We start from the raw sequence: 13,357 nt of genomic DNA, 5'->3' as shown, positions 1-13,357 counted from the left end.
GGCCCACCACGACGTTCCGCTCAACGCTGTCTGCTACAGGGGGAAGCCACCATGGGTGGATTCAGCGCACAAGACCTAACCGCCATCTTCGTCATGCAGGGCTTCGCCGGGTTGAGCTTCTTCAGCGTGCTGCTGTTGATGGCGCTGGGTCTGGCGATCATCTACGGCCAGATGCGGGTCATCAACATGGCTCACGGGGAGTTCATGGTCATCGGTGCCTATGCCACCTACCTGCTCACCAGTGCCCTGCGCCATCTGCCGGGGGGATTGGACGTTTCGGTATTCCTGGCCATCCCGGTGGCGTTCCTGGCCGCCTTCGTGGTCGGTTATTTCATCGAGTGGCTATTGATCCGCCACCTCTACCATCGGCCGTTGGACACCCTGCTGGCCACCTGGGGGTTGGCGCTGATCATGCAGCAGGGCTTTCGCTCGGCCTTCGGCGCTCGTGAGGTGAGCGTACCGGTGCCGGATTGGCTGCGCGGCTCCTATCGCCCGACGATGATGATCGACATTCCGCTCAACGGCCTGGCGATCATGCTGCTCACCGTACTGGTCACCGTCGCGGTGTGGTGGTTCCTCTATCGCTCGCGCTGGGGGCTGCGGGTGCGCTGCACCACCGCCAACCGCGAGATGAGCGGTGCGGTGGGCATCAACACCAAGCGTGTCGATCGCATGACCTTCGCCATCGGTTGCGGCATCGCCGGCATCGCCGGGGCGGCGTTCACCACCATCTCCTCCACCGGGCCGACCAGCGGTTCGCTGTACATCGTCGACACCTTCCTGGTGGTGGTCTTCGGCGGCGCGGGCAGTCTGGTCGGCACCATCGCCTCGGCCTTCTCCATCGCCCAGGCCCAGTCGATCATGGAGTTCTTCATGGGTGGTTCGATGGCCAAGGTCCTCACCCTGCTGACGGTGATCGGCATCCTGCTGCTGCGCCCGGAAGGGTTGGTGGCCAGCAAGGTTCGCCGCTGAAGGAGCACAATTGAAATGATCAAGCTTCCCGGTTTTCTCCACGGCCGCCACGGCGGCCTGGCCGGCATCCTGATCCTGGCGGCGATCCTGATGATCGTGATGCCAGCGATGCTCGACCTCTACCGGCTGAATCTGGCCGGACGCTATCTCACCTACGCCTTCGTCGCCGTCGGGCTGGTGCTGTGCTGGGGCTACGGTGGCATCCTCAGCCTCGGTCAGGGGATCTTCTTCGGTGTCGGCGGTTACGCCATGGCGATGTTCCTCAAGCTCGAAGCCTCCGATCCCGAGAGCACCCGTATCCAGACCACCCCGGGCATTCCCGACTTCATGGACTGGAACCGTATCACCGAACTGCCGTGGTTCTGGGTGCCGTTCAACAGCCTCACCTTTACCATCATTGCCGTATTGGTATTGCCCGCCGCCTTCGCCTTCGTGATCGGCTACGCGATGTTCAAGCGCCGCGTCAGCGGCGTCTATTTCGCCATCATCACCCAGGCGCTGGCGGTGGTGCTGACCATCCTCATCGTCGGCCAGCAGGGCTATACCGGCGGCATCAACGGCATCACCGACCTGCGTACGCTGAAGGGCTGGGACATCCGCGACGACAGCGCCCAGTACCTGCTCTACTACCTCAACGCGACGCTGCTGATCGGCTGCGTGCTGCTCGGACGCTGGGTGCTCAACGGCAAGTACGGGCGCATTCTCACCGCGCTGCGCGACCGCGAGGACCGGGTGCGTTTCTCCGGCTACGACGTGGCCAATTTCAAGGTCTTCATCTTCTGTCTGGCGGCCTTCATGTCGGGGATCGGCGGTGCCATGTTCACCCTGCAGGTCGGCTTCATGTCGCCCTCCTTCGTCGGCATCGTGCCCTCCATCGAGTTCGTCATCTTCGCCGCCGTGGGTGGGCGCCTGTCGCTGCTCGGCGGGGTGTATGGCGCGCTGCTGGTCAGCTACGCCAAGACGATGTTCGCCGAGGCCTATCCGCAACTTTGGCAGGTGATGATCGGCGCGGTGTTCATCCTGGTGGTGCTGGTGCTGCCCTACGGGCTGGCCAGCGTCTACCAGCGCTACGGCAAGCGCGCCGTCGCCAAGCTGAAAGGCTCGCGTCACCCCGGAGACACACCGACGCCACCGGCCGCTTCAGTCGTGCCAGGGGCCCGTCGCGACGCCACCGCGAAGGCCGGGTCCGCGCTGCCTCATGACAGTGTCACGGAGGGCCGGCCATGAGCTCGAATACCGACTTTCTGCTGTCAATCGAGGACCTCACCGTCTCCTTCGATGGCTTCAAGGCCATCGAGGGCCTGGCCTTCTACATGGACAAGAACGAGATGCGCGTGGTGATCGGCCCCAACGGGGCCGGCAAGACCACCTTGCTCGACCTGATCTGCGGCAAGACCCGCGCCACCGAGGGCTCGATCAAGTTCAAGGGCAAGGAGCTGACCCGCATGAGCGAGCACCGCATCGTCTGGGAGGGCGTGGGTCGCAAGTTCCAGAACCCCTCGATCTACGAAGGGCTGACGGTATTCGACAACCTCGAGGCCTCCTATCCACGGGGGCGTGGCGTGTTCGGCGCGCTGGCTTTCAAGCGCGATGAGGAGGTCATACAGCGTATCCACCAGGTGGCACGGGAGATCCAGCTCGACGACAAGCTGGAACAGGAAGCCGGGTTGCTGAGCCATGGCCAGAAGCAATGGCTGGAGATCGGCATGCTGCTGATCCAGGACCCCGAGCTGTTGCTGCTCGACGAACCGGTGGCGGGGATGAGCCTGAGCGAGCGCCTGGAGACGGCGGAACTGCTCAAGGCCATCGCCAAGGGCCGCTCGGTGGTGGTGATCGAGCATGACATGGAGTTCGTGAAGTCCCTGGGCGGCAAGGTGACCGTGCTGCACCAGGGGAAAATCCTTGCCGAGGGTTCGATGGACGCGCTCCAGCAGGACAAGCGCGTCATCGACGTCTACCTGGGCCATTGAGGGAGGCTACCGTCATGCTGGAAGTCAAGGATCTACGGGTGAGCTACGGCCAGAGCGAGGTCATTCATGGCATCGACTTCGTCACCGCCAAGGACGAGACACTGGCGATCATGGGGCGCAACGGCATGGGCAAGACCACCCTGTTCAAGTCGTTGATCGGCATCCTCCCGGGCAGTTCGGGCAGCATCGTGCTCGATGGCCGCGAGGTGGGCAACCTGCCCAGCCACGAGCGGGTGGCGGCGGGCCTGGCCTACGTTCCGCAAGGACGGATGATCTTCCCCAACCTGACAGTGATGGAGAACATCGAGTCGGGTCTGGAAACGCTGAAGACCAGCAAGGTGCCGGACGAGATATTCGATCTCTTCCCGGTGCTGCGCGAGATGCGCAAGCGCAAGGGCGGCAATCTCTCCGGGGGGCAGCAGCAACAACTGGCCATTGCCAGGGCGCTGGTGTCCGAGCCCAAGGTACTGCTGCTGGATGAGCCGACCGAAGGCATCCAGCCCTCCATCATCAAGGACATCGCCCACACCCTCAACGAGATTCGCCGGATGAAGAAGATCGCCATCGTGGTGTCGGAGCAGGTGCTCAGCTTCACCATGGCGATCGCCGACCGTCTGGCGGTGATCGAGAAGGGCAAGATCATCCACGAGGAGGAGGGCAAGAGCGCCAATCAGGAGAAGATTGCCAGTTACCTGGCGGTCTGAGAGTGTCTGCGACCTACTGCGCTCGACGATGCTGTGTTGAAATGAAACTTAAAATGCTCATTTACTCCAGTAAACTCCGCTTTTGCGTTTCATTTCGCCTTGCCTCGTCTTCGCTCATGACGGTCGCCTTTCCCAGTAATCGACCCTGAAAGTCATCGATCCTGAAGGAGTGCAACATGCGTCATGGCGATATTTCCAGCAGCGACGACACCGTGGGCGTCGCGGTGGTCAACTACAAGATGCCGCGCCTGCATACCCGCGACGAGGTGCTGGCCAATGCCCGCGACATCGCCGAGATGATCAAGGGCATGAAGGTGGGCCTGCCGGGCATGGACCTGGTGGTGTTCCCCGAATACAGCACCATGGGCATCATGTACGACCACGACGAGATGATGGCCACCGCCGCCACCGTGCCCGGCGACGAGACCGCCATCTTCGCCGCCGCCTGCCGGGAGGCGAACACCTGGGGCGTGTTCTCGCTCACCGGCGAGCGTCACGAGGAACACCCGCGCAAGGCGCCCTACAACACGCTGGTACTGATCGACAACCACGGGCAGGTGAAACAGAAATACCGCAAGTGCATTCCCTGGTGCCCCATCGAGGGCTGGTATCCCGGCGATACCACCCATGTCAGCGACGGGCCCAAGGGCATGAAGATCAGTCTGATCATCTGCGACGATGGCAACTACCCGGAGATCTGGCGCGACTGCGCGATGAAGGGTGCCGAGCTGATCGTGCGCTGCCAGGGCTACATGTATCCGGCCAAGGAGCAGCAGGTGCTGATGGCCAAGACCATGGCCTGGGCCAACAACTGCTACGTGGCGGTGGCCAATGCCGCCGGTTTCGATGGCGTCTACAGCTATTTCGGCCACTCGGCGATCATCGGCTTCGACGGCCGTACCCTGGGCGAATGCGGCGAGGAGGAGATGGGTATCCAGTACGCCCAGCTCTCCATCAGCCAGATCCGCGACGCCCGCGCCAACGACCAGTCCCAGAACCACCTGTTCAAGCTGCTGCATCGTGGCTACACCGGTGTGCACGCCTCCGGCGACGGCGACAAGGGCATCGCCGACTGTCCCTTCGAGTTCTACCGCACCTGGGTGATGGATGCGCAGAAGGCGCAGGAGAACGTCGAGGCGCTGACCCGTGGCACCGTCGGCGTGGCGCAATGTCCGGTGGGCGAATTGCCGGTCGAGGGCAGGGAGCGGGCTGCCGGCGGCTGAAACCAGCGAGGAGCGGGCCATGCCATTCATCAATGACCGGCTGGCGGAGCAGCGGCGGCAACTCGCCGGCGAGCGCCACTCGCTGGTCGCGGAACGGGTGTCGCGCTTCCTGTTCGAGCCGGAGCGGGTAATGGTCCTGCTGCGCGAGCGCATCGTCGGCCAGGACGCGGTATTGGACGCCATGGAGGCCATGCTGCAGGTGGTCAAGGCCGACATCGGCGCGGAGCAGCGGCCGCTGGCGGTGCACCTGTTCATCGGGCCCACCGGCGTCGGCAAGACGGAAACCGTGCGCCTGCTCGCCCAGGCCATTCACGGCAGTGCCGACGCGTTGTGCCGCATCGACATGAACACCCTGGCTCAGGAGCATTACGCCGCTGCCCTGACCGGCGCGCCACCGGGTTATGTGGGCAGCAAGGAGGGCCACACGCTGTTCGACGTCGAGGCCATTCAGGGCAGCTTCGGCAAGCCGGGGCTGGTGCTGTTCGACGAACTGGAGAAGGCCAGCCCCGAGGTGGTGCGTTCGCTGCTCAACGTGCTGGACAACGGCCAGCTCGTCCTTTCCGGCGGTACCCGCCGGATCGACTTCCGCAACACGCTGATCTTCATGACCAGCAACGTCGGTGCCGGCGACGTCGCCGCCTACCGCGAGCGCTTCCGGCATGGCTGGCGGCGCTGGCTGCGCCTCGCTCCGCGCGGGGAGGATGCGGTGCTGGAGCAGGCGCTGCATCGGCGTTTCGACCCGGAGTTCCTCAATCGTATCGATCGCATCCTGGCGTTTCGTCGTCTCGACGGTCGCTGGCTGTCCACCTTGCTGGAGATCGAACTGGGCAAGCTCAATCGCCGCCTGGATCGCTGCGGTGCCCATCTGGAACTGGATGACGATGTCCGCCGCCACCTATGCCGGACGCACGACGTTCGCTTCGGTGCCCGGGACCTGTCGCGTCGCCTGCGCGCCGAGCTGGAACCGGCATTGGCCCGAGCGCTGCTCGCGTCCCCCGCTGAGTTCCACTTCCTGGCCCGGCGGCTCGACGGCGTGCTGGAGGTATGTCCCGACGATGCCGGGCAATACGTCGAATGACGTAGTCGCGGTGGTGTTTTCGCCAATGGCGGCGGCTTCTACGCTTATCGATAGTGGGACATGACGCAACGCGTTTCTGTCCCGCCGGCGGTCCGACTGCGCCATTGCCCATCGAATGAACGGAACACGAGGAATCCAGACCATGGCCGATACCATCATCAAGATCGATCTGAGCAAATCGCCCTACGAGAACGAGAAGGTTCATAACCGCTGGCATCCGGACATCCCCATGGCGGCCATGGTCAAGCCCGGCGACGACTTCATCGTCGAGTGCCACGACTGGACCGGGGGCCAGATCCACAATGACGACAGCGCCGCCGACGTGCGCGACGTCGACCTCACCCAGGTGCACTTCCTGTCCGGCCCCGTGGGAGTGGAGGGCGCCGAACCCGGCGACCTGCTGGTGGTGGACATCCTCGACATCGGCACCTTCGAGGAGAGTCAGTGGGGCTTCAACGGCTTCTTCTCCAAGCAGAACGGCGGCGGCTTTCTCACCGAGCACTTCCCCGAGGCGCAGAAGTCGATCTGGGACTTCAACGGCATGTTCACCAAGTCCCGGCATATTCCCGGGGTGGAGTTCGCTGGGCTGATCCATCCGGGGCTGATCGGTTGCCTGCCCTCCAAGGCGATGCTCGATGAGTGGAACGGCCGCGAGAAGGCCCTCTACGACACCGACCCTGAGCGGGTACCCGCCCTGGCCACCTTGCCCCATGCCGATACCGCGCACATGGGCAAGCTGGGCGGTGACGCCAAGGCGCGCGCCGCCGCCGAGGGCGCGCGTACCGTGCCACCCCGCGAACATGGCGGCAACTGCGATATCAAGGATCTGTCGCGGGGTGCCAAGGTCTATTTCCCGGTCTACGTCAAGGACGGCGGCCTCTCGGTGGGCGACCTGCACTTCAGCCAGGGCGATGGCGAGATCACCTTCTGCGGCGCCATCGAGATGGCCGGCTGGATTCATCTGCGCGTCAACCTGATCAAGGACGGCATGGCCAAGTACGCCATCAAGAATCCGATCTTCAAGCCCAGCCCGATCACGCCCAAGTACGACGACTACCTGATCTTCGAAGGCATCTCGGTGGACGAGGAGGGCAAGCAGCACTATCTGGACGTGCACATCGCCTATCGCCAGGCGGTGCTCAACGCCATCGAATACCTCAAGAAGTTCGGCTACAGCGGGGCCCAGGCCTATTCGCTACTCGGCTGCGCGCCGGTGCAAGGGCATATCAGCGGGGTGGTGGACATCCCCAACGCCTGCGCCACGCTATGGCTGCCCACCGACATCTTCGAGTTCGACATCAAGCCCAACGCCGACGGCCCCACGTCGATGGTGCAGGGCGGCGTGGATCTGCCATTGGCCAAGGACGAATGAGGAGGGCGTCATGCCGCTATACGATTACAAGTGCGCGGACCACGGTCTGTTCCACGAACTGGTGCCGATCAGCGCCGCTGGCGAGACCTGCCCCTGCCCCCGCTGCGGGCTGCTGTCGCCCCGGGTGGTCCTGGTCGCCCCGAGCGTGCTGGCGATGGCGCCGGAAAAGCGCCAGGCGCTGGCCCGAAACGAGCGGGCCGCCCATGAGCCGCGTCACGGCAACCGGGACTCGGAGCGCGAACAGGGCTGTTGCCATCACGCCAGGCACAAGCCCAAGGTCTTCTACACCGCCGAAGGCAACAAGATGTTCCCCTCGGCGCGGCCGTGGATGATCAGCCATTGAGACAGGGCAAAACCTAGAGCTTGCCGAGCACCGTCTCGGCACTGCTCTTGTCCACTCCCTTGGCATCGACACCGATGTATTCGACCACGCCGTCGTTGGCGATCAACGCGAAACGCTTGCTGCGCAGGCCCATGCCGCCGCCGCTGGCATCCAGCTCGGTGCCGATGGCCTTGGTGAACTCGGCGTTGCCGTCGGCGAGCATGGTGATGTTTTCGGCATTCTGCGAGCGCTGCCAGGCATCCATCACGAAGGCGTCGTTGACCGCCAGGCAGGCGATGGTGTCGATACCCTTGGCGAATATCTCATCGGCCTTGATCACGAAGCCGGGCATATGCGTATTCGAACAGCCCGGCGTGAAGGCGCCGGGCACGGCGAACAGCACTACGCGCTTGCCGGCGAACAGCTCGCCGGTGGCGATGTCCTGGGGGCCATCCGGGCCATTGGTCTTGATGGTGACGTCGGGGAGCTTGTCGCCTGTGGAGATCGTCATCGAGGCCTCCTTGGTCTCATCTATGAACGTACCCATCAGCCTACGGCAATGCCGGCCATTGTCCAGCACTGCTGGGCGGCCGGCATATCATGGCGATTACCACGGCATGGGCAGGGTGAACAGCGTGCCCGACGGTGGGGTGATACGCATCAGGATGAACAGCCCCTGGGCAGCCACGTAGACGATCAGGCCGTAGAGGGCTGCGCTGCCCAGGCGCATGCCCGCGCATCTCAGCAGCAGCCAGGCCAGCAACAATGGGGTGGCCAGGCTGAAGCCGACCAGCCACATTGCCGCGCCATAGGCGAGAATGCCTCCGAGTACCGGTAACTGTTGGCGGGAGTCGAGATGGATCACCTTGCCATCCCGGCGTAGGCGATAGAGCTGCCGGCCGAGGATGTACAGGCTGAGCAACACGCCTGGGACGATGCCCATGGCCGGCATCAGCCGGGCATTGCTGCGAAAGCCCATCATTTCATGGCTGGCGTAGGCGAAGGCCACCACCATCAGACCCGCGGTGATCAGCAGGATCGTGCTGTCCCGTGGCGACTCATCGCTGTCGCCCGGCGGTGAGTGGTCGGCGGATGGGCTCCCGGCAGTGCTCGCACGACGCCGACGGAGCTTGCGCACCAGGCCGAGCAGCATGGGAATCACGATCAGCGAGGCGATGACCAGCACCCCGGGGCGTGTCAGCCAGGTGACGCCGTGGATCTGCGTGGTGAGCCAGAAGTACTGCTCCATCGGTGTGGCCAGCACGAAACCGACCAGTACCGGTGCCCGTGGCCAATTGGCGTTCTTCATCAGCCAGCCGATGATGCCGAGAACCAGCAGGGCGAGAATATCGCCGAAGGTCTGGGTGCCCTGGTAGGCGCCGGCGACCATGATCAGCAGCAGCGGGGCGGCGATCAGCGAGAAGTTGATGCGCGTGAGTCGGGCGAGGTAGGGCGTCACGGCAAAGCAGATGATGGCTCCCATGACGGAAGCGAGCGCCACGCTCCACACGATCATGTACATCAGGTCCGGCGTCTCGCTGACCATCCGTGGGCCGGGATAGAAGCCGAACGAGAACAGTGCACCAAGGAAGATCGCTGCGGCTGGGCCGCCCGGCACGCTGAACAGCATGGTCGGCACCAGGTCGGAGATGATGGTGGCATTGTTGGCGCCTTCCGAACTGGCGATACCGCGAATCTCGCCTTTGCCAAAACGGCGCTTGTCCTTGGTCGAGCTTATGGCATGGCCGTAGGCGATCCAGGTCGAGGCGCTGGCGCCCACCGCCGGCACGAAACCGCCGAAGATACCGATGATCGATGAGCGCACCACCAGCCAGCGATGGCGCCAGAATTCGCGAAAGCTCTCCCCCCACTTGCCGAGCGGCATCTGCTTTCCGGCGATGCCGCCGCCGGAGGCAACCATGCCGATCAGTTCGGCGACGGCGAACAGGCCAAGGGCGACAATCGGCAGCGACAAGCCGTCCATCAGGTAGGGCTGGCCGAAGGTGAAGCGATAGTTGGCGGCGGCGGGAGCCGCGCCCACTACCCCCAGCAAGATGCCGAAGCAAGCCGTGGCCAGCCCCACGGCAATGTCCTTGCCGACCATGCTGGCGGCGAAGCACAACCCTACCAGGGCGAACATGAACAGTTCCGGTGTGCCCAGTGCCAGTACCAGCGGTCCGGCGATGGGGATCGCCACGGAGAGAATCAACGCACCGAACAGCCCACCGATCATCGATGCCAGAAAGCCCACCCCGAGGGCCAGCGACGCCTTGCCCTGCCTGGCCAGGGCGTGGCCTTCTATGGCGGTGGGTGCCGATGCCGGCGAACCCGGGGCACCGAGCAACACCGAGGTGATGGTGTCGGCGGTGTAGATCACCGAGATGGCGCCCAGCAGCATGGCCAGGCCGGAGTAGCTGTCCATGAGATAGATGAACGGCAGCAGAATCGAGACCGCCGCTACACCGCCCAGGCCGGGCAGCATGCCGAACATCATCCCGGCGAGCATGCCGGCGCACAGGGCCAGCAGCCGCATGGGTTCGAAGAGAATGACCAATGCCGATGCGATGTTCTCGAGCACAAGATACGTCCTGTCGGATGTCAGAAAAATGCGGCCAGGACCACCACCGTTATACGCGTGGGGCTGGCCGCGGCGCAGCAGCGATATCAGAAATCGACGTCGTACTCTTCCGCGAGCAGGGTACGCAGATGTTCGCGTACCTCGTCAGACGGCTGCAGTGCCTCGCGGAGTGACTCGGTGACCTCGGAGGCGGGCAGCAGCGAGTAGCCGCCGATGGCATCCATGCTCTGCTCCTGGTACTCGGGGTCATCGTTGATGGCAGCGATGGTCTCCTCGAAGATATCGAGGATCTCGTCCGGTGTGCCTTCCGGCAGGTAGGCGGTCAGGCCGTAGTTGAAGGTGGCGGCGCCGATCGACTGGTAGGCGTCCCACTCCACTCCCGAGGGGGCCTCGCCGTAGAGCTCCTCGTAGACCTCATGGACCGAGGGGTAGTCGGGAAAGGCGGTGTCACGCTCGCTGAGTACGCCATCATCGCCGACCGAGCCACCGGTCATGATCGGCACGGCGCTGCCGGCCTCGACCATGTCGACCACCTGAGACATGTAGGCGGGCGTGAACTGGAAATCGATATTGGTCTCGCCGCGCTCGAAAGCCAGGCGCGCCGGACCGCGTCCGTCGAAGCCGAGCACGGCCTGGATCTCGAGGTCGAGCAGTTCGAAAGCCAGCAGCGTGGGCAAGTCGCTGGCCGCAGCGGCGATCCCGCCATAGATCAGTGGCATGTCCGGTTCTCTCAAACCCGCAGGCGAGTCGATGCCGGTGTTCGGCGAGACATAGATCACGGCACCGAAGGGCAGGCTGTACGCCGGGCGCATGGCGGCCAGGTCGTATTCCACCTCTTCCATGTCCAGCACGTAGGGATTGGAGGTCGATGACGTGGTGAACAGGATGGTTTCACCGTCCGGCTCGGCGTTCTGCTCGAACCAGTTGGCGCCGAGGATCGAACCGCCACCGGGGCGGGTCTGCACATCCACGCGCGGATTGCCGGGGAGGTGTTTCTCAAGGAACGGCCTGAGGAATTGTGCCGCCACATAGGTGGCGCCGCCTTCACCGAAGGGCACGACCATCTCGATGGTCTTGCCCTCGTAGAAGTCGTCGGACATGGCGGGGCCTGCCACGCTGCCGCCAGCGGCGACCAGCACGGCGATCGATAGAGCCTTGAGTGTGAATGCATGAGTGAGCGTTGTATGAGCGAACATGGCGTGCTCCTGGCGTTGTTGGGACCTTGTTGAACCTGGTGCTGTCACCGGATGGGCGATGATCGCCCTTCGTCATGGGTACCTCGTGGTCGGGTCGCTGAGAGGGCCTTGTCGGCAGAGGGCCTACTGGCCGACCCGGTTCTCCAGGGCGCCCATGCCTTCGACCTCGACGCGAACCACATCGCCGGTCTGCAGAAACTTGGGCGGGCTGAAGCCGATGCCCACTCCCACCGGGGTGCCGGTGATGATCACGTCGCCGGGCTTGAGCTCGATGCCCGCCGAGAGGGTTTCGATCAGGGTGGGGATATCGAAGATCAGTTGGCCAATGTTGGCCTCCTGGCGCAGTTCACCGTTGACCCAGCACCTGATGCTGGCATTGCTGGGGTCGATCTCGTCGGCGGTGGTGATCCAGGGACCCATCGGGCACAGGCCGTCCAGTGATTTGGCCAGGTGCCACTGCTTGTGGTTCTTCTGCAGGTCGCGGGCGGTGACGTCATTGGCCACGGTATAGCCCCAGACGTGATCGAAGGCCTCCGTCTTGCCGATACCGCGTCCACCCTTGCCGATGATGATGGCGAACTCGGCCTCGTAGTCGAGCTGTTCGGTAACCTTGGCGTGACGCGGGATCTCGTCGCCATCGGCGATCAGGGTGTTATAGGCTTTGGTGAAGATGATTGGAAACTTTGGTACTACATCGTCGGAGCTGGTACTGCTGTCGAAGCCCGAATGGCTGAACTCGGCGGCGTGCTCGAAGTAGTTCTTGCCGACGCAGAACATATTGCGCCGTGGTTGTATGGGGGCTTCAAGGCGTACTTCTTCGAGAGGGTGGCCCTCGCCCTTGGGGGAGAGGCTGTCCTTCAGGCTTTCCCAGTCCTGTACCAGCTGGTGCATGTCACCGTTGAAGCCAGGCACCAGCGCCGATAGTGGCCAGTAACGCTGGGCATCGCTATCCACCAGGGCGATGAAGGGCGACTGATCGGGGCCGGAGCGGAGCGTGGCGAATTTCATCTGGCTTGGTTCTCCATAGGTTTGCTTTGGTCCTGTAAATACCGATAGTAGAACTTGAAATGTACCAATTCAAGGAAGATTTTTGAATAGCGGGACCAAATGGTATAAATTTGCCAGCATTGGTCATCTGCATGGCGCGATATGAAGGATAGTCTGTGAGCGACAAGACCCCGGGTAAGGCGGTGCGTGCCGACGGTGCACGATCACTGGCCAGATACCTCCAGCAGCAAATAGAAACCGGCGGCTTTCCGGCGGGTCATCGGCTGCCCACCGAGCGCGAACTCAGTGAGAGATTTTCCGCCTCGCGCGGTGCGGTGCGGCGTGTGTTGAGCAACTTCAAGGAGCAGGGACTGATCACCCAGGTGGTAGGCAGTGGCACCTTCGTCACCGAGCGCGTCACTGAACTGTTTCCCTTGGTCGATACGCCGGTCGCAGACACGCGATCGGTGGCGGTCCAGACCAGCCCGGCGCAGTTGATGGAAGCTCGCTTGCTGATCGAGCCGCAGATGGCAGCGCTGATCGTGCGCTATGCCACGGCGTCGGATTTCGAGCGCATGGATGAGTGCATCGCCCGCTCCGAGGCCTCCACCGGCATCGAAGAATTCGAGCACTGGGATGGGGCGTTGCACCAGGCCTTCGCCGAAGCGACGCACAACAGCTTCTTCTTGCGTATCCTCGAGCTGACCAACCTGATCCGGGAGGAAGGCGAGTGGGGGAGGCTCAAGCGGATTTCACTGACGCCTGAACGGCGCAAGCGCTACGAGACACAGCATCGCGCCATCGTCGCGGCACTGCGCGATCGCGACGAGGACACGGCCCATGCGCTGCTGGAAGAGCATCTGCGCGAGGTGCAGCAAAACCTGTTTGGCCGGGGCCGGTAGCAGTGACCCCCGATGGCGCTTGCATTTCCTCGGTAGTCCAGCCGCTTATCGCC

General features: G+C 63.6%; 13 protein-coding genes. 9 read left to right on the top strand and 4 right to left on the bottom strand.

Features of this window, described 5'->3' with window-relative positions; genetic code table 11:
- Nucleotides 1-51 precede the first annotated feature (51 nt).
- The 8 genes from urtB (at nucleotide 52) to C1H69_RS08965 (ending at nucleotide 7,662) form a co-directional block, all read left to right on the top strand.
- On the top strand, nucleotides 52-972 hold the full coding sequence (gene urtB, locus C1H69_RS09000) for an urea ABC transporter permease subunit UrtB (protein ID WP_102653070.1): 921 nt from the start codon (nucleotides 52-54) through the stop codon (nucleotides 970-972).
- Nucleotides 973-987: 15 nt separating this feature from the next.
- Nucleotides 988-2,199 carry an urea ABC transporter permease subunit UrtC gene (gene urtC, locus C1H69_RS08995; RefSeq protein ID WP_102653069.1) on the top strand — a complete coding sequence of 404 codons (1,212 nt, stop codon included), beginning with the start codon at nucleotides 988-990 and terminating at the stop codon, nucleotides 2,197-2,199.
- On the top strand, nucleotides 2,196-2,942 hold the full coding sequence (gene urtD / locus C1H69_RS08990; protein ID WP_102653068.1) for an urea ABC transporter ATP-binding protein UrtD: 747 nt from the start codon (nucleotides 2,196-2,198) through the stop codon (nucleotides 2,940-2,942). The genes urtC and urtD overlap by 4 nt, the downstream gene beginning before the upstream one ends.
- 14 nt (nucleotides 2,943-2,956) lie before the next feature.
- Nucleotides 2,957-3,646 carry an urea ABC transporter ATP-binding subunit UrtE gene (gene urtE / locus C1H69_RS08985; protein ID WP_102653067.1) on the top strand — a complete coding sequence of 230 codons (690 nt, stop codon included), beginning with the start codon at nucleotides 2,957-2,959 and terminating at the stop codon, nucleotides 3,644-3,646.
- Between the two features lie 176 nt (nucleotides 3,647-3,822).
- Complete coding sequence (locus tag C1H69_RS08980) at nucleotides 3,823-4,869, top strand: aliphatic amidase (protein ID WP_102653066.1); 1,047 nt, start codon at nucleotides 3,823-3,825, stop codon at nucleotides 4,867-4,869.
- Nucleotides 4,870-4,888: 19 nt separating this feature from the next.
- Nucleotides 4,889-5,947 carry an AAA family ATPase gene (locus tag C1H69_RS08975; RefSeq protein WP_102653065.1) on the top strand — a complete coding sequence of 353 codons (1,059 nt, stop codon included), beginning with the start codon at nucleotides 4,889-4,891 and terminating at the stop codon, nucleotides 5,945-5,947.
- Nucleotides 5,948-6,089: 142 nt separating this feature from the next.
- Nucleotides 6,090-7,319 (top strand): formamidase, encoded by a 1,230-nt coding sequence (gene fmdA, locus C1H69_RS08970; protein WP_102653064.1) that lies wholly within the window; start codon nucleotides 6,090-6,092, stop codon nucleotides 7,317-7,319.
- Between the two features lie 10 nt (nucleotides 7,320-7,329).
- A complete protein-coding gene (locus C1H69_RS08965) occupies nucleotides 7,330-7,662 on the top strand; it encodes an FmdB family zinc ribbon protein (RefSeq protein WP_102653063.1) in 333 nt (110 codons plus the stop codon).
- 13 nt (nucleotides 7,663-7,675) lie between these two features.
- Here the strand turns inward: C1H69_RS08965 and C1H69_RS08960 are convergent, their stop codons facing one another.
- The 4 genes from C1H69_RS08960 to C1H69_RS08945 form a co-directional block, all read right to left on the bottom strand.
- On the bottom strand, nucleotides 7,676-8,152 hold the full coding sequence (locus tag C1H69_RS08960; protein ID WP_102653062.1) for a peroxiredoxin: 477 nt from the start codon (nucleotides 8,150-8,152) through the stop codon (nucleotides 7,676-7,678).
- A gap of 96 nt (nucleotides 8,153-8,248) precedes the next feature.
- A complete protein-coding gene (locus tag C1H69_RS08955) occupies nucleotides 8,249-10,219 on the bottom strand; it encodes a tripartite tricarboxylate transporter permease (RefSeq protein ID WP_102653061.1) in 1,971 nt (656 codons plus the stop codon).
- 86 nt (nucleotides 10,220-10,305) lie between these two features.
- Entirely contained in the window at nucleotides 10,306-11,415 is a 1,110-nt protein-coding gene (locus C1H69_RS08950; protein ID WP_102653060.1) for a Bug family tripartite tricarboxylate transporter substrate binding protein, read from the bottom strand.
- Between the two features lie 123 nt (nucleotides 11,416-11,538).
- On the bottom strand, nucleotides 11,539-12,423 hold the full coding sequence (locus tag C1H69_RS08945) for a fumarylacetoacetate hydrolase family protein (RefSeq protein ID WP_102653059.1): 885 nt from the start codon (nucleotides 12,421-12,423) through the stop codon (nucleotides 11,539-11,541).
- A gap of 155 nt (nucleotides 12,424-12,578) precedes the next feature.
- Here C1H69_RS08945 and C1H69_RS08940 point away from each other — a divergent pair, with 155 nt between their 5' ends.
- On the top strand, nucleotides 12,579-13,304 hold the full coding sequence (locus tag C1H69_RS08940; protein WP_205738443.1) for a FadR/GntR family transcriptional regulator: 726 nt from the start codon (nucleotides 12,579-12,581) through the stop codon (nucleotides 13,302-13,304).
- The last annotated feature ends 53 nt before the right edge of the window (nucleotides 13,305-13,357 follow it).

The sequence above is a fragment of the Billgrantia endophytica genome (assembly GCF_002879615.1).
Lineage (GTDB): Bacteria > Pseudomonadota > Gammaproteobacteria > Pseudomonadales > Halomonadaceae > Halomonas > Halomonas endophytica.
The sequence above is the reverse complement of the archived record's forward strand: the minus strand, read 5'-3'. Positions and strand labels throughout refer to the sequence as shown.